This window comes from Bradyrhizobium sp. LB14.3 (genome assembly GCF_040547985.1).
Classification (GTDB): domain Bacteria; phylum Pseudomonadota; class Alphaproteobacteria; order Rhizobiales; family Xanthobacteraceae; genus Bradyrhizobium.
Genome location: NZ_JBEPQT010000002.1, coordinates 627,922 through 644,796 on the forward strand (window position 1 = coordinate 627,922; position 16,875 = coordinate 644,796).

Below are 16,875 nucleotides of genomic sequence, written 5' to 3' on the forward strand. Positions count from 1 at the left end.
TGGGCCTTAGCCATGCAATTCTGCATTGCTCAGCCGATCGCGTTCAAATGGTGACTTGGGTTCCGACTTCAACCACCCGCCCGGTGGGAATCTGGAAATAGTCGGTGGCGTCGTTGGCGGACCGGCTCAGCGCGATGAATAAATGGTCCTGCCAGAGCGGCATGCCGGACTGCGCCGACGCCTTCAGCGAGCGCCGCGACACGAAGAACGACGTCGACATGATGTCGAACTGCCAGCCCTGCTTGCGCGCGATCGCGAGCGCCTTGGGCACGTTCGGCTGCTCCATGTAACCGAAGCGCAGGCGGACCTTGAAGAACTTGTCGCTGATCTTCTCCATCCGGAAACGCTCGGACAGATCGACTCGCGGCATATGCGCGGTCTCGATCGTCAGGATCACGTTGTGCTCGTGCAGCACCTTGTTGTGCTTGAGATTGTGCAGCAGCGCGGTCGGCACGAAAGAGGGATCACTGGTCAGGAACACGGCGGTGCCCTTGACGATATGCGGCGGCCGCTTCTCCAGGCTGCGGATCAGATCGTCCAGCGGCACCTCGATCCGGCGCGTCTTCTGGATCAGTATCCCCGACCCTCGCCGCCAGGTCCAGATTGTCCCGGCCATGGCCACGCCGAACAACAGCGGCACCCAGGCGCCTTCGAGCAGCTTCAGAAGATTCGCGCTGAAAAAGCTCAGGTCGACCACGACAAAGGGCAGGATCACCACTGCGGCCGTCGCGGCGCGCCAGTTCCACAATTTCCAGATCACGATGAAACCCATGATGCCGTCGGCGACCATGGTGGTGGAGACCGCGATACCGTAGGCCGAAGCCAGATTGCTGGGGGTGTGGAACAACAGCACCAGCAGCATCACACCGATCAGGAGCAGCCGGTTTACACGCGGCAGATAGATCTGGCCGGCGTGGGTTTCCGAGGTGAAGCGCACCTCAAAGCGCGGCAGGAGGCCGAGCTGCACAGCCTGATAGACCAGCGAATAGGCCCCCGTGATCACCGCCTGGCTCGCAATCACGGTCGCCGCGGTCGCAAGTCCGACCAGCGGCAGCACGAAATGCTCTGGCACCATGCGGTAGAACGAGTGCTCGATCGCGCTGGGATCGGACAGCACCAGCGCGCCCTGCCCGAAATAGTTGATCAGGAGCGAGGGCAGCACGAAGAACATCCAGGCCGACTGGATCGGCTTGCGGCCGAAATGGCCGAGATCTGCATAGAGCGCCTCGCCGCCGGTCACAGCCAGGAACACGGCGCCCAGTGTCACCAGGCCGATCGTGCCATGCGACAGCAGGAATTGCAGCGCGTAATAGGGATTGATGGCAGCAAGCACCGACGGGTCGTCGGCGATGTGAATGATGCCGAGTACGGCAAGAACGGTGAACCAGATCACCATCACGGGGCCAAAGGCCGAGGCCACCAGTGCCGTCCCCTTGCTCTGGACAGCGAACAGCAGCGCCAGGATGAAGACAGTGAGCGGCACGACGTAGTGTTCAAACGCAGGCGTTGCGAGCTTCAGGCCCTCGACCGCCGACAGCACCGAGATTGCCGGCGTGATCATGGAATCGCCGATGAACATGGAAGCGCCGACCACGCCGAGCGCCATCAGGAACCAGCTCCGCCGCCCGAGCGCGCGCTGACCGAGCGCCATCAGCGAAAGCGTGCCGCCCTCCCCGTTGTTGTCAGCGCGCAGCAGCAGCAGCACGTATTTGGCGGTGACGACGATCAGCAGCGCCCAGAGGATCAGCGAGAGCACGCCGAGCACCATGACCCGCGAGACCGGCGCGCCATGGGCCGCGCCCCGTACCGCCTCGTGAAATGCATAAAGCGGCGAGGTACCGATATCGCCGAAGACGACGCCGATGCTCCCGAGCGTCAGGCCCCAGAATCCCGAGGTAACTGGCGCGTCCTGGGGTTCGGTCGATGTGATGCTCGCCGTCATGAGAGACTAGAAACGCTTCTTCCCGAGAAATGATCCGGCGCCTTTTGACGGTTCCGGCGCGCTTGTCAAACGACACGCCACCTTAGCAGGCGCGGAGCCGAATGCTGTGACGGCGCAGCAACGGTCGTCGACGCGCGACGACATGCCTCAGGTAAGATCGTAGCGCAAGGGCTTGGAGCCTTTCCGTTTCAATTGCACCGGAACCGGCTCCAAATTCTGATTTCGACGGGTTTTCTTCGCGCGACCGGCGTCCCTTCGCTTGAAAGCACCCTACGGCTTCAAATTCGGCGGCAGCGGCGGATCTTCGCGCATCAGGGTGATGGTCACCCGCCGGTTGGCCGCGAGCGAGGGATCGTCCGGAAACAGCGGTTGGGTGTCAGCCTTGCCGGCGACGGCGAAGACGTGCGCCGGCGGCAGGCCCTCGCGTTCGAGGATCTGACGCACGGCGTTGGCGCGATCGGCCGAAAGGTCGAAGGCGCCGTAGTCGCTGCGGGTCGGCACGAATCCGGCTGCGGTATGGCCGGCGATGGAGACGCGCAACGGCGTCGCCTTGAGCGGGACAGCGAGCTTCTCGATCAGCCGGCGGGTGCGGTCATAGGGCACCTTGGAGCCGTCGGCGAACATCGAGCGGCCGTCTTGGTCCACGATCTCGAGGTTGAGGCCCTGCTTGGTCTCTTCGAACATGATGTGCTTGGATATCTCGGTCAGTTCCGGCATGTCCTGCAAGGCCTGGCGCAGCGAAGCCGCCGCCAGCGCAAAATTGCGATCGACCTTGATCTTCGCTCCCGACGTGCGGTCATGATCCTCCTGGTCCGGCGTCGGCGTGTTGGAGGCGTCTTCAGGCTGAATGTGGTCGACGTTCTTCAGCCGCGCGCGGGTCGGCAGGCCGTCGGATTCGATGATGCCGGCGTAGCGCGCTTCGCTCTGGACGCCGAAGGCCTCGCGCATGGAGCCCGCGACGATCTTCAGCTTGTTGGAGTCCTGCGTGGAGAATGCGACCAGCATCACGAAAAACGCCAGCAGCAAGGCCATCAGATCGGCAAACGTCACGAACCAGCCATGGCCGCCATGTGCTTCTTCGCGTTTTTTCTTGGCCATGGGTCAGATCCCGACGTCCGGCGTTACGCCGGAACCGGCTCGCCTTCGGCGTGGCGGTGCTTCTCGGGAAGATAGGCCAGCAGCATTTCGCGCACCAAAGTCGGGCTCTTGGAGTCGCGGATCATCAGAATGCCGTCGATGATCAGCGTACGATTGGTTTCCTCGTCGATCAGCTTGCCATGCAGCTTGTCGGCGATCGGCAGGCAGAGCAGGTTCGCGACCAGCGCACCGTAGAGAGTTGCCAGCAGGGCGGTCGCCATGAACGGGCCGAGCTTCGAGGGATCTGACATGTTCGAAAACATTTGCACCATGCCGATCAGGGTTCCGATCATGCCGAACGCGGGCGCGCAGTCGCCGACGGCGCGGTAGATCTTGCTGCCTTCGTTCAGATGCATCAGGAAATTGTCGCGGTCGCGTTCCAAATTATCCCGAATGAAATCGAGGTCGTACCCGTCGGCGACGTAGCGAATGCCCTTGGCGAGGAAAGGCTCGTCGGTCTCGACCTTTTCCAACCCCACCGGGCCCTGCTTGCGGGCAATCTCGGCGATGCGGGCGAGCTCGTCGACCAGATCGTGCGCCGACAGCCGGCTCATCGTGAAGGCGAACTTCATGCCGAGCGGCAGGCCGTGCATCAGCACTGAGAGCGGAAAGCGGATCATGGTCGCTGCGGCCGATCCGCCGAAGATGATGATCATCGCATGCTCGCTGATGAACATGTGCAGATCGCCGCCCAGCAACACCATCGTCGCGACGACGATAATGCCCGCCACGAGGCCGGCGCCCGTCATGATATCCATGGAAGACTCCAACGCGCACACAACAACGGCCGTCCTGGCCGATGGCGCGGCCCAACACCGAACCGCATCGGAAACCCTAGTGAGCTGCGATTAAAGACGCGTAAAGGTTAAGTTGAGCCGGCTCGCCTGGCGGGTGCAGCGCGCTGAAAGGCGCCGGCTTTGCCGACTGCCGACACGACTTTCAACGTTTTGATAACCATAAGGGCTCTCGCGCCCCGTCACTCAAGGCTGTGGGTGCGCGAACCCTTCGGCTGCGGCCTTGCGCCACATCGGGGGTGACGGGTCAGTTGGTATTCTGGCGCGGGCCGGCACACTCATGGCGGAAGGCATCGTAATGGTGACGCTGTTCAGTCTTCTCACCGCGCTTCCCGCAGTGCTGGCGCTCCACATGCTCAAACCCGAGCTCGTCCTGCCGGTGTTCAGCGTGCTGCTCTTTATCGAGGCGGCCTTGGCCGTGATCGCAGCGCGCTTGATCCACATCCCGGACAATGCGGAAGATATTACTCTGTGGGATTTTGCCGGCGGCTTCACCTTGATTGGCTGCGCTGCCGCGGTGTTCGGCGAGCCGGATCAGGCCGCCCTGTTCTTGACGGAACAGGGCAGCCCGCGGGCGGCGCCGCAGCCGTAGATCGTTGCAGTCCCGCCGTTAGTGGATCTCAGCAGAGCGCTTCAGCGCGGCCTTGAGCTTCTCCAGCGAGAAGTCGGGGCTGCGGGCGATCTCGAGGATCGGCGTCTCGCGGCGGCCGCAGAGCTCGGCGGCGTCGGGCAGTTTTGCGGCGATGTCGCGCGGGATCACGATCGCGCCGTGCAGATCGGCGTGGATCAGATCGTCCGATTTCACGGTCATGCCGGCGACGCGCACCTCGCCGCCAAAGCTCTCCGCATGCACCCAGGCATGCGACGGTCCGATCGAGCCGGCCAGCGCCTGGAAGCCCGGGGCCCATTGCGGAATGTCGCGGATCGAGCCGTCGGTGATGACACCGAGGCAGCCGAGCGCCTTGTGCACGTTGCTCTGCACCTCGCCCCAGAACGCGCCGTAGCCGACGTCGGGACCGTCGATGTCCTGGATCACCGAGATGCGCGGACCAAAGCCGGTGCCGACATATTCGTAATAGTCGATGCGGCGCTTCGACTGCTCTTCCGGCGGCAGCGAATTTTTCAGCACCGAGCGGATTGCAACCGTGCGAGCGTAGCCGACGATCGGCGGCAGATCGGGGAACGGGCAGACCAGTTGCTTGGTGGTGTAGCCGATCAGCCGGCGCTCGGGCGCCACGATCTCCATGGCATTGCAGATCGTCGGCGTGTCGTAGCGGCCCAGCGCTTCGAGGACGGAAGCGGGCAGCGGCCCGGTCGCGGTATCAGTCACGGCGTTCTCTCCCAGATTGGCGGCCGCTGTTGGCGCGGTGCCGCCGGCACTGGCGATATAGCCGAGATTGGGCCTCAACCCAACTCAGGGCGCCTCATGGCAGATATCCGAGTCTTGCTGCTCAGGTGTCTTGCTGCTCAGTGTCTTGCCGTTCAGTGCAGGCTTCCTGGCCGGTTGTCCTCGTGCGGCGGCTCCGACAGGTTTGCCAGCGTCGGTGCCGACGGCGGCGACGAGACCTCGCCTCCCGACGGCGCCGTGGCTTCCATCGCGCGCGCCTGGTCGCGATAGGATTTGTAGCCGAGCGGCAAAACGAGGAGATACAACACGGTACCCACCGAGAGTACGTGCCAGGGATAAGCGATCAGGATCGCGATGAAGACGACCACCGCGACGAAGGCCGGCAGCACCAGCTCGGGCGGCACGCGCATGCGCTTGGTCTTGCCGGAGAACACCGGCAGGCGCGACACCATCAGGAAGGCGATCAGCAGTGTATACGCAGCCGTCACCGCCGCAGGCAGCCGGCCGAGATCGAGGAACGCGACATAGATCGGCAGCAACACCGTGATCGCGCCGGCCGGCGCCGGCACGCCGGTGAAGAAATTGGCGGCGAACGCCGGCTTGTTGGGATCGTCCATGGTGGCGTTGAAGCGCGCCAGCCGGAGGCCGCCGGAAATCGCGAACACCATCGCCGCGATCCAGCCCGCATTACCGAGCTCGTGCAGCTGCCAGAAGTACAGCATCAGGCCGGGAGCGACGCCGAAATTGACGAAGTCGGCGAGGCTGTCGAGTTCGGCGCCGAACTTGGACTGGCCCTTGATGAGGCGCGCAACGCGGCCGTCGATGCCGTCGAGCAAGGCCGCGAACACGATGGCGTAGACTGCGAGTGACATCCGCCCCTCGATCGACAGGCGGATCGAGGTCAGGCCGGCGCAGATCGCCAGCAGCGTGATGACGTTGGGCACCAGCATCCGCACCGGGATCGGGCGGAACCGCCGGCGGCGCACGTCAGGATCCTTGAAATCATAGGGCGTCATTGGCTCGTCCTCACCTTGAGGCGAGATATAGCAAGCTGCGCTCCCCTCCGCCATTGCGGCGGAAAGCCCCCTGGACCGCCTTATTGGTTAATTGGAGCGATAGGCGCGGCTCGGGTCGTCCCCGGTGAGATCGGCCAGAATCGTCTCACCGGCGATCGCCGTCTGCCCTTCCGAGACCAGTGCCTTGGTGCCCACCGGCAGGTAGACATCGAGCCGCGAGCCGAAGCGGATCAGGCCGAAGCGCTCACCGGCGCCGATCGCCTGCCCCTCTTTGACGAAGCAGACGATGCGCTTGGCGACAAGCCCTGCGATCTGGATCACGCCGATCCGCGCCGTCGGCGTCGTGATCACCAGCGAGTTGCGCTCATTGTCCTCGCTCGCCTTGTCCAGCTCGGCATTGATGAACAGGCCGGGCCGATAGGCGATACGGTCCACCCTGCCCGTGATCGGACTGCGGTTCACGTGGCAGTTGAACACGCTCATGAACACCGAGACGCGCGGCAGTGGCCGGTCGCCGAGCCCGAGCTCGGCCGGCGGCAGCGCCATGGTGATCATCGAGACGCGGCCGTCGGCCGGCGACACCACGAGCCCCTCGCGGACGGGGGTCACGCGCACGGGGTCGCGGAAGAACAGCGCGCACCACACGGTCAGGATAGTGCCGATCCACCCCAAAGGCGACCACAGCCAGAACAGGATGAGGCTTGCCAGTGCAAAGCCGCCGATGAAGGGATAGCCCTCCTTGTGGATCGGCGGGATCTGACGCTGGATCGAATCGAGAATGGACATCGCTATCTGCCGCTCAGGGTTGATGGCGCAGGTCGTCCCGCGCGGTGGTGTTGTTTAGGCCAGAGTAGGGACCGGAGACAAGGTCACTCCGCCGCCGCAGGCGTCGTCAGGACATCCTGGACCGACGGCGGCTCCCGGTTCGGCGCCTCGCCGGAGTCGGCCATCCGGGCCAGTTTCTCGCGCGCCGCCTCGGCCTCGCGCTGCCTGTTCCACATGCTGGCGTAAAGGCCCCCCTCCGCGAGCAGTTTTGCGTGGGTGCCGCGCTCGGCGATGCGGCCCTGGTCCAGCACAATGATCTCGTCGGCGCCGACGATGGTCGAGAGCCGATGGGCAATCACCAGCGATGTGCGGTTCTTCGCCACGCGCTCGAGCGCGCCCTGGATCTCGTGCTCGGTGTGGGTGTCCAGCGCCGAGGTGGCCTCGTCCAGCACCAGGATCGGCGGCGCCTTCAAGACAGTGCGCGCGATAGCGACGCGCTGTTTTTCGCCCCCGGATAGTTTCAGGCCGCGTTCGCCGACCTGGGTCTCGTAGCCCATCGGCGACATGCGGATGAAATGGTCGATCTGCGCCAGCCGCGCCGCTTCTTCCACCTCGGCATCGCTGGCGTCCCAGCGGCCGTAGCGAATGTTGTAGCGGATGGTGTCGTTGAACAGCACGGTGTCCTGCGGCACCATGCCGATGGAGGCGCGCAGCGAGGCCTGCGTGACCTCGCGGATGTCCTGGCCGTCGATCAGGATCTTGCCGCCGGAGATGTCATAGAGGCGAAACAGAAGCCGCGACATGGTCGACTTGCCCGCGCCGGACGGGCCGACGATCGCGACCGTCTTGCCGGCCGGCACCTCGAAGCTGATGCCCTTGAGGATCGGCCGGGCCGGCTCATAGGAAAAGCGCACGTCCTCGAAGCGCACCGTGCCGGCCGAGACCACCAGCGGCTTCGCGTCGGGCGCGTCCTTGATCTCGGCCTCGCGTCCCAGCACGTTGAACATCTTCTCGATGTCGATGATCGCCTGCTTGATCTCGCGATAGACCATGCCCATGAAGTTCAGCGGCTGGTAAAGCTGGATCATCATGGCGTTGACCAGCACGAAATCGCCGACCGTGTTGGTGCCGTTGCGCACGCCGATCGCGCACATCAGCATGGTCGCGGTCAGCCCCAGCGTGAAGATCACGGCCTGGCCGGTGTTGAGCACCGCAAGCGAGGTATAGGCCTGAACGCTCGACTCCTCGTAGCGTGCGACCGACTTGTCATAGCGCTGCGCTTCGCGGGTCTCGGCGCTGAAATACTTCACGGTCTCGTAGTTGAGCAGCGAGTCGATCGCCTTGGTGTTTGCCTCGGTGTCGGAATCGTTCATCTTGCGGCGGATGCCGATCCGCCACTCGGTGGCGATGTAGGTATAGTACATGTAGACGGTTACCGTGATCAGGGTTGCGACCACGTAGCGCCAGTCGAACTGCCAGAGCAGCACGGCCATCAGGAGCGAGACCTCGACGATGGTCGGGATCAGCTGCAGGATCACCATGCGCACGATGACTTCGATGCCCTCGCGGCCACGCTCGAGTACGCGCGTCAGACCGCCGGTCTTGCGCTCGAGATGAAAGCGCAGCGAGAGTTCATGCATGTGAATGAAGGTGATGGTGGCGAGCTTACGCACCGCGTGCATGGCAACGCGCGCGAAAATGCCGTCGCGCCATTGCGTCAGCACCGCCATCACGATGCGCATCGCGCCGTAGCTGGCGGTCAGCAGCAATGGCGAGGCGATCACCCAGAGGTGCCAATTGTCCGCCTGCACCGGCGCGGTGTTGGCCCCTGTCAGCGCGTCGGTCGCCCATTTGAAGCTGAAAGGAACCGTCAGCGTGATCAGCTTGGCCGCGAGCAGCAGCACCATCGACCAGACCACGCGCATCTTCAGGTCGAAGCGGTCGCCGGGCCAGATATAGGGCCACAGATGCGCCAGCGTGCCCATCAGCGTGGCCCGCTCCAATGGTCCCACGGCGGGAGGATCAGGAACGTCGGCGCCGTCGAACGATTGAGCTTGGTCCATCAAAAAGCCTGAAAGGCCCGCCGGATGCGGGCACGGTACGATTTGCGATTTTCGTTCGTCATATAGAGCCTTCCCGATGCCAGCGCACCCCGCCAGATGGCGAATCTCCGATCGTTTTCCGCCATTTACCGGTAGATTTCCGGACGCCCCGAATCACCGATGGGGCTTGACGCCTCTTCGCTGCAATGCATCATGGCACCAATGAGCACGATCAAAACCGTCTGTGTCTATTGCGGCTCCGGCCCCGGAACCAATCCCCGTTTCACCGATGGCGCCAAGGCGTTCGGCAAGGCCCTCGCCGAGAACAACATCCGCCTGGTCTATGGCGGCGGTTCGCTCGGCCTGATGGGCTCGGTCGCGACCTCCGTGCTCGATCACGGCGGCACCGTCACCGGCATCATCCCCGACTTCCTGCGGATGCGTGAGAACGCGCTGACGCGTGTGCAGGAGATGATCGTCACTCCCGACATGCACGAGCGCAAGCGGCTGATGTTCGAACGCTCCGACGCCTTCGTCGCGCTGCCGGGCGGCGTCGGCACGCTGGAGGAGCTGGTCGAGCAATTGACCTGGAAGCAGCTCGGCCGTCACGCCAAGCCGGTGCTGCTCGCCAACATCGACAATTTCTGGGAGCCGCTGTTCTCGCTGCTGTCGCACATGCGCCAGACCGAGTTCATCCGCGCCGGCCTTTCGGTCGATATCCTCAAGGCTGATCGGATCGAAGAGATTTTGCCGAAGCTGAAGGCGGCTGCGGCACAGATCGACGAAGCGGAAAAGAAGCTCGCTCCCGAAGTGGCGCGCAAGCTTTAGTCCGCAGGAAACGTCACCGCCTCGATCCGATTGCCGTCGGGATCGATGACGAAGGCCGCGTAATAGCGCACGCGGTCGTGCGGGCGGATACCCGGCGCACCGTCGGATGCACCGCCGGCGGACAGCGCTGCAGCGTGAAATGCATTGACCTCGGCGGTCGTCTTGGCCCGCAGGCAGATGTGCACGCCGCTCTCTGGCGTGACGTGCGTCATTCCCTCGCGCAGATTGATCCAGAATTCGGGATAGGCCTTGCCGAAGCCGATCGTCCGCGGTCGCGTGACGAGGCGCGTGAGCCCGAGGGTCGCGAGCGTAGCTTCGTAGAAGCGAGCGGAGCGATCGAGATTGCTGACGCCGACGGAGATGTGGTCGATCATGGGTCGCGCTCCCCTCTCTCCTCGTCATTGCGAGCGAAGCGAAGCAATCCAGACCGGCTCTGCGGAAGCAGTCTGGATTGCTTCGTCGCTTCGCTTCTCGCAATGACGGCGTTTTATGGCGCCGCCATAGCTCACCTCACTATCCCCTACGCCGGCGCCCCCGACTTCACCAGCTTGTAGATCACCGAATCCATCAGCGCCTGGAACGAGGCGTCGATGATGTTCGGGGACACGCCGACCGTGGTCCAGCTGTCGCCGTTCTCGTCCTCGCTCTCGATCAGCACGCGCGTGACCGCGCCTGTGCCGCCGTTGAGGATACGCACGCGGTAGTCGATCAGCGTCAAACCCTCGATGTATTTCTGGTACTTGCCGAGATCCTTGCGCAGCGCAACGTCGAGCGCATTGACGGGGCCGTTGCCTTCAGCCGCCGAGATCAAATGCTCGCCGGCGACGTCGACCTTCACGACAGCGAGCGCCACGGTGACGCGCTCGCCGTGCGAATTGTAGCGCTGCTCGACATTGACGTCGAACTGCTCGACCTCGAAATAATGGGGCACCTTGCCGAGCGTGCGGCGCGCCAAAAGCTCGAACGAGGCGTTGGCGGATTCATAGGCATAGCCTTGCGCCTCGCGCTCCTTCAGTTCCTCGACCAGCCGCGTCAGCTTCGGATCGCTCTTCTCGTAAGCGATGCCGGCGCGGTCGAGCTCGGCGATGACATTGGAGCGGCCGGCCTGGTCGGACACCAGCACCTTGCGGTGGTTGCCGACCAATTCAGGCAGGACGTGCTCATAGGTCTGCGGATCCTTCAGCACGGCGGAGGCATGGATGCCGGTCTTGGTGACGAAGGCGCTCTCGCCGACATAGGCCGCGTGCCGGTTCGGCACGCGGTTGAGCATGTCGTCGAGCGTGCGCGAGACTTTGACCAGGGTCGCGAGCTTCTCGGACGTGACGCCGATCTCGAAGGCGTCGGCAAATTCATGCTTCAGCTTCAAGGTCGGGATCAGTGAGCAGAGATTGGCGTTGCCGCAGCGTTCGCCGAGGCCGTTCAGCGTGCCCTGGATCTGCCGCGCGCCGGCGCGCACCGCGGCGAGCGAATTCGCCACCGCCTGCTCGGTGTCGTTATGGGCGTGGATGCCGAGATGATCGCCGGGGATGTGCTTTGCCACCTCGGTGACGATGGCCTCGACCTCGTTCGGCATGGTGCCGCCGTTGGTGTCGCATAGCACCACCCAGCGCGCGCCGGCCTCATAGGCAGCCTTGGCGCAGGCGAGCGCGAAGGCGGCGTCCTCCTTGTAGCCATCGAAAAAGTGTTCGCAGTCGAGCATGACCTCGCGGCCGGCGGCCTTGGCCGCCCCGACGCTGTCGCGGATCGAGGCAAGGTTCTCCTCCTTCGTCGTCTCCAGCGCGACACGCACCTGATAGCCTGAGGCCTTCGCCACGAAGCAGATCGCGTCCGCCTTCGCCTCCAGTAGCCCGGCGACGCCGGGATCGTTGGAGACCGAGCGCCCTGCCCGGCGCGTCATGCCGAAGGCGGTGAATCGCGCATGACGGAGCTTGGGCTTGGCGCCGAAAAACTCGGTGTCGGTCGGATTGGCACCGGGATAGCCGCCCTCGACATAGTCGATGCCGAGATCATCGAGCATCGCCGCGATGACTTGCTTGTCCTTCAGCGTGAAATCGACGCCATTGGTCTGCGCGCCGTCGCGCAGCGTGGTGTCGAAAAGATAGAGGCGCTCCTTGCTCATTGCAGTGCTCCCGACGCGGGTCCGGTGCCGAGCGTCTTCTGCATGGTGGTGTTGGCGAGCCACTCGTCGTTGACGGTGATGCTGTTGCGCTGCATGGCGACATAGCCGCGCTTGGCAAAAAAGCCCTGCGCGTTGTCGCTGGCGTCGACCGTCAGCTTGTCCGCGCCGCGGCCGCCGGCAAGCTTTTCCAACGCATCGACGAGCATCGTCGCCAGGCCCTGCCCGGCCACGGCCGGATGCACATAGAGCATGTGGATGTGATCCTTGCCGCGCAGCGACGCGAAGCCCACCGGCGATCCCTCCAGCGTTGCGATCAGCGTCAGGTCGGAGGCGAGCCGCTTGCCGAATTCTTCGTCCTCCGCCGCTGCCATCCAGGCCTGCTGCTGCGCTTCGCTGTAGTCGTCGCCCGTCAGCTCCTCGATGCTTGCTATGAAGATCGCGGCGAGAACCGGCACGTCGTCCGGCAGGAACGGCCGCAAGCCAGGCTTTGGAAGCGCATGTGCCATCACGCCAGCTCCCAGGTCGTCACCGGCTTGCCGTCGGCGTCCTTGCCGTCCTTGAGCACCACGCCCTTGGCGACGAGTTCGTCGCGAATGCGGTCGGACTCCCTAAAGTCTTTTTGCGCACGCGCAGCCGCGCGCGCCGCGATCAAGCGGTCGATTTCGCCGGCGTCGACGCCAGTTGCCTGCTGCTTGCGGCTTTCCCATTGCGCAGCGCTCTCGGACAGGAAGCCGAGCAGACGCAGCGACCCCGCCAGGGCGCTCACATCGGTGCCACGCAGGCTGTGCAATGCCGCGATCGCGAGCGACGTGTTGAGGTCGTCGAGCAGCGGCTCGACGACGGATGCGGCCGGCTGGCCGGGCGCGACGTCGGCCGCGACGCGATACCAGTCGTCGAGCGTCCTGGCGCTCTCCTCCAGCGACTTCATGGTCCAGTCGATCGGCGAGCGGTAATGCGTCTTGAGCATATTCAGGCGCAGCACCTCGCCCGGCCAGTCCGCAAGCAGTTCGTGGATCGTGACGAAATTGCCGAGCGACTTCGACATCTTCTCGCTCTCGACCTGCAGGAAGCCGTTGTGCATCCAGTAGTTCGCCATGCGCTCCCGGTGGAAGGCACAGCAGGTCTGCGCGATTTCGTTCTCGTGATGCGGAAACACGAGATCGATGCCGCCGCCATGGATGTCGAAATGTTCACCGAGATGTTTCCAGGCCATCGCCGAGCACTCGACGTGCCAGCCCGGCCGCCCCTGCGCGGCGATGCCGGCCGGCGACGGCCATGACGGCTCGCCCGGCTTGGACGGTTTCCACAGCACGAAATCGGTATTGCCCTTCTTGTAGGGCGCGACATCGACGCGCGCACCGGCGACCATCTCGTCCAGCGAGCGATTGGACAGCGCGCCATAGCGCGGCAGGACGGAGTTGGCCGCGTTCATCGCCTGCGGCGAGAACAGCACATGGTCCTCGGCGACATAGGCAAAGCCGCCGGCGACCAGCCTTTCGATGATCTCGCGCATTTCGGCGACATGCTCGGTCGCGCGCGGCTCGACGCTCGGCCGCAGCGCGCCGAGCGCATCGACGTCGGCGTGAAATTGCCTGCCGGTCTGCTCGGTGACTTTCCGGATCGCTTCGTTCAGCGGCAGGCCGGGGAAATCGCGCGCGGCGCGGTCGTTGATCTTGTCGTCGACGTCGGTGATGTTGCGGACATATTTGACGTGGGCCTCGCCATGGAGATGGCGCAGCAGCCGAAACAGCACGTCGAACACGATCACGGGCCGCGCATTGCCGATATGGGCGAAGTCATAGACGGTCGGTCCGCAGACATACATGCGGACGTCCTTCGCATCGAGCGGCACGAAGGTGCGCTTTTCCCGGCTCAGCGTATCGTAGAGGCGCAATTCCATATGGATACCCGTCGGCTGTTGGCCGGGCGTCCAGTGCTCTCAATGTTTTTGAGATAAAGACGGCTCCAGCCAGCGAATCGCTAGCTAATAATCTCGCGGCAAATTGCGCAAATGGCGAGGAGACCGTTCATGCGGCGACATATGGGCCACGAAGGGCCCACGCGTCAAGGGAGCCGCGAAAATGCCGTTTTATCCCCGCATTGCGCGGCCGCCCTACGTCGATTGTTCATCATCCTTAACCATTTGAGCCCACTCTGGAGCCGGCGGTTCCGCCTTTTTGCGCCCAGGTGTTTTCATGCGATTATTGCTCGCGCTCATTTCCTGCGCCTCCATCCTTGCGGCATCCAGCGCTCTTGCCGAGACCCGCGTCTTCATCATTCCCAACCAGGCGGACGGCTACGGCGTCGACCAGTGCCTGGCCAAAAGCGAGAAATGCGGCGCACAGGTCGCGCGTACCTATTGCCAGTCACGCGATTTTGCCCAGGCTTCGGCCTATCGCCGGGTCGATCCCGACGAAATTACCGGCTCTGTCCCCAAATCCGGCGCAAACTGCTCCCATGGCCATTGCGACGAATATGTCGCAATCACCTGCCAGCGCTGAATTCGCTCGGAACTGGCGTACGTTAGGCGCAATCTTTAGCCGCTGAAACGACGTGACGATGCCGCAGGAAGCGGCTATGGGAGGGCGCGCTTCGGCCCCCCAAATCACGCGTGGCCGTGACCTCGCTAGAATGGCGGATATGCCTGAATTTTTGTCTCTCCCCCGAGCTCGCTTCCTCCTTGCCTGCACCGTGCTCCTGAGCACGGTCGTGCTTGTCACCGGCGCTTTCGCACAGGCCGGCCCGCCCGGGCCGCCGCCGCCTCAGCCCGGCCAGAACGGGCTTGGACCGAATCCGATGTGCGTGCGACTGGAGGGCCAGCTCGCCGCGCTCGATCGTAGTGGTGGCGGCGGTGACCCCGCGCGCGAAGACCAGATCCGCCGCTACCAGGAGTCCCAGACCCGGCAGCAGGCCGAGCTCGACCGCGTCACCATGCAGGCCAAGCGCATGGGCTGCGATTCCTCCGGCTTCTTCTCGCTGTTCAGCGGCCAGTCGGCGCAATGCGGTCCGGTCAACACCCAGATCCAGCAGATGCGCGCCAATCTGGACCAGATCACCGGCAATCTCGAACGCCTGCGCGGCGGCGGTCCCGGCGGCTTCAGTCCGGAGCGCGACAACCAGCGCCGCTCGGTGCTGGCCGCGCTGGCGCAGAACAATTGCGGCCCGCAATATGCCAACGCCGCGCAGTCGCAAGGCGGCAACTTCCTGAGCAATCTGTTCGGCGGCAACAACCCCAACAGTCCACAAGGCGTGCCGCCCTCCGATCTCGGCCCGCAGTCAGGCACCTATCGCACCGTGTGCGTGCGCACCTGCGACGGCGCCTACTTCCCGGTCTCGTTTGCGACTGTGCCCGCGCGCTTCCCCGACGACGAGAAGACCTGCAAGGCGCTGTGCCCGGCCGCCGAAGCCGTGCTCTACACTCATCGCAATCCCGGCGAAGACATGAACTCGGCGGTCTCCACCAGCGGCCAGCCCTACACGGCGCTGCCGACCGCGTTCAAATTCCGCAGCGAGTTCAACCCGTCCTGCTCCTGCAAGGCCGCGGGCCAGACCTGGGCCGACGCGCTGAAATCGGCTGACGACAAGGCGTCGGCCGAGCAGCAGGGTGACATCATCGTCACCGAGGAGAGCGCCAAGAAGATGCAGCAGCGGCAGCTCACCAAGGGCACGCCTGCCACGGCTGCGAAGAAGGGCGCAACGCCGCCCCCGGCCACGGCCGGCACACCGGCCGCCGCACCGCCCGCCGATACTGGCACCGCTGCGACCACCGAGAACAAGCCCATCCGTTCGGTCGGACCGACCTTCATCCCACCGAAGCAATAATTCTGCACCAATCTCGAGCCAAGTGGGCCGCCGGGAGCGGCCCTCTTGCTGTTACTGCTCGCCCTCGCGGCTCCACGGGAAGAGATTGGCCGGAAAGTCCGCCGCATAGCGCCGCCCCTTCGGGGGCGGCGGCGGTTCATCAGGTGGATTCGGATTCGGCTCGACCACCCTCCGGTAAAGATGCCAAGTGGCATGACCGAGCACCGGCAGAACGACAGCGAGACCGACGAAGAGCGGCAGTGAGCCGATCACGAGCAGTGCCGCGACGACCAGCCCCCACCCCGCCATCGCAACCGGATTGGCCGCCACCGCCCGCAGGGAGGCCCGGATCGCATCGATCGCCGTCGCATGCCGATCGAGCATCAATGGAAACGATACGACGCTGACGCATAGGGCCGCGACGGCAAACAGGAAGCCGACACCGCAACCGACGATGATGAGCGACCATCCTTCCGGCGTCGTCAGCACGCGGGTTGCGAAGTCAGGAATGCTTGCGGCCGCCGCGTGACCGAAGATGGCGACATAGATCGCGTTCGCGACGCCGATCCAGACCCCGAACAGGACGAGCAAGAGAACGCCGAGCTCGAGCATGGCGCCGAAGGACGGTGCACGCAAAATCTTGATCGCGTCCCACGCCTCGACCTCCTCGCCGCGCTCGCGGCGACGGCTGAGTTCGTAGAGACCGATCGCGGCAAAGGGACCTATCAAGGCAAATCCGGCCGCCAGCGGAAACAGCAGCGGCAGGACCGAATGGCCGAGGACCATCCTGAACAGGACGAGACCGAGAACGGGATAAATCAGGCATACAACGACCGCGTGACTCGGCATCGCCTGGAAATCCTCCCAGCCCAGGCGCAGCACCTCTCTCAGGTCGGACAAGCCGATCTTGCGAATGGGATAAGAGACCGCCTCGCCGAACAGGTGCCGTTTTACGATGTTGTTGGAATAAAGAGTGGCCATGGACACACCCTCCTCTGCTGAAGTCGCCGCGGCGAACCGCGCGCTTTCCGGCCGCGCGCATCCGCCTTTATGTGCGGGAGACGCGATCGAGCCGAATACGGC

Annotated in this window: 16 protein-coding genes; 4 read left to right on the top strand and 12 right to left on the bottom strand. The window is 64.3% G+C overall.

Going from position 1 to position 16,875, the window contains the following annotated elements; all coding sequences use genetic code 11:
* Positions 1-43 precede the first annotated feature (43 nt).
* The 3 genes from ABIB00_RS06795 to ABIB00_RS06805 all read right to left on the bottom strand — a co-directional run bounded on the left by ABIB00_RS06795 (position 44) and on the right by ABIB00_RS06805 (position 3,837).
* On the bottom strand, positions 44-1,942 hold the full coding sequence (locus tag ABIB00_RS06795) for a potassium transporter Kup (RefSeq protein ID WP_247345494.1): 1,899 nt from the start codon (positions 1,940-1,942) through the stop codon (positions 44-46).
* A 270-nt stretch (positions 1,943-2,212) separates the two neighbouring features.
* Positions 2,213-3,040: an OmpA/MotB family protein gene (locus ABIB00_RS06800; RefSeq protein WP_247345491.1), complete on the bottom strand. Its 828-nt coding sequence runs from the start codon at positions 3,038-3,040 to the stop codon at positions 2,213-2,215.
* Positions 3,041-3,063: 23 nt separating this feature from the next.
* The gene (locus ABIB00_RS06805; protein WP_247345488.1) at positions 3,064-3,837 is read right to left on the bottom strand and encodes a motility protein A; all 774 of its coding nucleotides are present in this window, start codon (positions 3,835-3,837) and stop codon (positions 3,064-3,066) included.
* A 334-nt stretch (positions 3,838-4,171) separates the two neighbouring features.
* Between ABIB00_RS06805 and ABIB00_RS06810 the strand changes: the two genes are divergently transcribed.
* Positions 4,172-4,465 carry a hypothetical protein gene (locus ABIB00_RS06810; protein WP_354103811.1) on the top strand — a complete coding sequence of 98 codons (294 nt, stop codon included), beginning with the start codon at positions 4,172-4,174 and terminating at the stop codon, positions 4,463-4,465.
* Between the two features lie 18 nt (positions 4,466-4,483).
* On the opposite strand, the gene ABIB00_RS06815 is transcribed toward ABIB00_RS06810, so the two are convergent.
* The 4 genes from ABIB00_RS06815 to ABIB00_RS06830 form a co-directional block, all read right to left on the bottom strand.
* Entirely contained in the window at positions 4,484-5,203 is a 720-nt protein-coding gene (locus tag ABIB00_RS06815) for an RraA family protein (protein ID WP_354103867.1), read from the bottom strand.
* A gap of 152 nt (positions 5,204-5,355) precedes the next feature.
* Positions 5,356-6,237: a CDP-alcohol phosphatidyltransferase family protein gene (locus ABIB00_RS06820; RefSeq protein ID WP_354103812.1), complete on the bottom strand. Its 882-nt coding sequence runs from the start codon at positions 6,235-6,237 to the stop codon at positions 5,356-5,358.
* 87 nt (positions 6,238-6,324) lie between these two features.
* Positions 6,325-7,029 (bottom strand): phosphatidylserine decarboxylase, encoded by a 705-nt coding sequence (locus tag ABIB00_RS06825; RefSeq protein WP_346730951.1) that lies wholly within the window; start codon positions 7,027-7,029, stop codon positions 6,325-6,327.
* 77 nt (positions 7,030-7,106) lie between these two features.
* Positions 7,107-9,065, bottom strand: a complete 1,959-nt coding sequence (locus ABIB00_RS06830) for an ABCB family ABC transporter ATP-binding protein/permease (protein WP_247345477.1) — start codon at positions 9,063-9,065, stop codon at positions 7,107-7,109.
* A gap of 201 nt (positions 9,066-9,266) precedes the next feature.
* Between ABIB00_RS06830 and ABIB00_RS06835 the strand changes: the two genes are divergently transcribed.
* A complete protein-coding gene (locus ABIB00_RS06835) occupies positions 9,267-9,872 on the top strand; it encodes an LOG family protein (protein WP_247446715.1) in 606 nt (201 codons plus the stop codon).
* On the opposite strand, the gene ABIB00_RS06840 is transcribed toward ABIB00_RS06835, so the two are convergent.
* The 4 genes from ABIB00_RS06840 to cysS all read right to left on the bottom strand — a co-directional run bounded on the left by ABIB00_RS06840 (position 9,869) and on the right by cysS (position 13,891).
* Entirely contained in the window at positions 9,869-10,246 is a 378-nt protein-coding gene (locus tag ABIB00_RS06840) for a VOC family protein (RefSeq protein WP_354103813.1), read from the bottom strand. The two genes, ABIB00_RS06835 and ABIB00_RS06840, sit on opposite strands and share 4 nt — an antisense overlap.
* A gap of 146 nt (positions 10,247-10,392) precedes the next feature.
* Complete coding sequence (gene cimA / locus ABIB00_RS06845) at positions 10,393-11,991, bottom strand: citramalate synthase (protein WP_354103814.1); 1,599 nt, start codon at positions 11,989-11,991, stop codon at positions 10,393-10,395.
* Complete coding sequence (locus tag ABIB00_RS06850) at positions 11,988-12,497, bottom strand: GNAT family N-acetyltransferase (protein ID WP_354103815.1); 510 nt, start codon at positions 12,495-12,497, stop codon at positions 11,988-11,990. Before ABIB00_RS06850 ends, cimA begins: the two co-directional genes overlap by 4 nt.
* Entirely contained in the window at positions 12,497-13,891 is a 1,395-nt protein-coding gene (gene cysS, locus ABIB00_RS06855; RefSeq protein ID WP_354103816.1) for a cysteine--tRNA ligase, read from the bottom strand. Before cysS ends, ABIB00_RS06850 begins: the two co-directional genes overlap by 1 nt.
* Before the next feature lie 295 nt (positions 13,892-14,186).
* Between cysS and ABIB00_RS06860 the strand changes: the two genes are divergently transcribed.
* Both ABIB00_RS06860 and ABIB00_RS06865 read left to right on the top strand, forming a co-directional pair.
* A complete protein-coding gene (locus ABIB00_RS06860) occupies positions 14,187-14,492 on the top strand; it encodes a hypothetical protein (RefSeq protein WP_354103817.1) in 306 nt (101 codons plus the stop codon).
* 130 nt (positions 14,493-14,622) lie between these two features.
* The gene (locus ABIB00_RS06865; RefSeq protein ID WP_354103818.1) at positions 14,623-15,813 is read left to right on the top strand and encodes a DUF2865 domain-containing protein; all 1,191 of its coding nucleotides are present in this window, start codon (positions 14,623-14,625) and stop codon (positions 15,811-15,813) included.
* Positions 15,814-15,864: 51 nt separating this feature from the next.
* Here the strand turns inward: ABIB00_RS06865 and ABIB00_RS06870 are convergent, their stop codons facing one another.
* Positions 15,865-16,773, bottom strand: coding sequence for a DUF2189 domain-containing protein (locus tag ABIB00_RS06870; RefSeq protein WP_354103819.1), 909 nt, complete (start codon positions 16,771-16,773; stop codon positions 15,865-15,867).
* Positions 16,774-16,875 lie beyond the last annotated feature (102 nt).

Bases quoted from the DNA above. Each gene is read 5' to 3' on its own strand.
- ABIB00_RS06795 (WP_247345494.1), bottom strand. From the start codon at position 1,942: ATGACGGCGAGCATCACATCGACCGAACCCCAGGACGCGCCAGTTACC.
- ABIB00_RS06800 (WP_247345491.1), bottom strand. From the start codon at position 3,040: ATGGCCAAGAAAAAACGCGAAGAAGCACATGGCGGCCATGGCTGGTTC.
- ABIB00_RS06805 (WP_247345488.1), bottom strand. From the start codon at position 3,837: ATGGATATCATGACGGGCGCCGGCCTCGTGGCGGGCATTATCGTCGTC.
- ABIB00_RS06810 (WP_354103811.1), top strand. From the start codon at position 4,172: ATGGTGACGCTGTTCAGTCTTCTCACCGCGCTTCCCGCAGTGCTGGCG.
- ABIB00_RS06820 (WP_354103812.1), bottom strand. From the start codon at position 6,237: ATGACGCCCTATGATTTCAAGGATCCTGACGTGCGCCGCCGGCGGTTC.
- ABIB00_RS06830 (WP_247345477.1), bottom strand. From the start codon at position 9,065: ATGGACCAAGCTCAATCGTTCGACGGCGCCGACGTTCCTGATCCTCCC.
- ABIB00_RS06835 (WP_247446715.1), top strand. From the start codon at position 9,267: ATGAGCACGATCAAAACCGTCTGTGTCTATTGCGGCTCCGGCCCCGGA.
- ABIB00_RS06840 (WP_354103813.1), bottom strand. From the start codon at position 10,246: ATGATCGACCACATCTCCGTCGGCGTCAGCAATCTCGATCGCTCCGCT.
- cimA (WP_354103814.1), bottom strand. From the start codon at position 11,991: ATGAGCAAGGAGCGCCTCTATCTTTTCGACACCACGCTGCGCGACGGC.
- ABIB00_RS06850 (WP_354103815.1), bottom strand. From the start codon at position 12,497: ATGGCACATGCGCTTCCAAAGCCTGGCTTGCGGCCGTTCCTGCCGGAC.
- cysS (WP_354103816.1), bottom strand. From the start codon at position 13,891: ATGGAATTGCGCCTCTACGATACGCTGAGCCGGGAAAAGCGCACCTTC.
- ABIB00_RS06860 (WP_354103817.1), top strand. From the start codon at position 14,187: ATGCGATTATTGCTCGCGCTCATTTCCTGCGCCTCCATCCTTGCGGCA.
- ABIB00_RS06865 (WP_354103818.1), top strand. From the start codon at position 14,623: ATGGCGGATATGCCTGAATTTTTGTCTCTCCCCCGAGCTCGCTTCCTC.
- ABIB00_RS06870 (WP_354103819.1), bottom strand. From the start codon at position 16,773: ATGGCCACTCTTTATTCCAACAACATCGTAAAACGGCACCTGTTCGGC.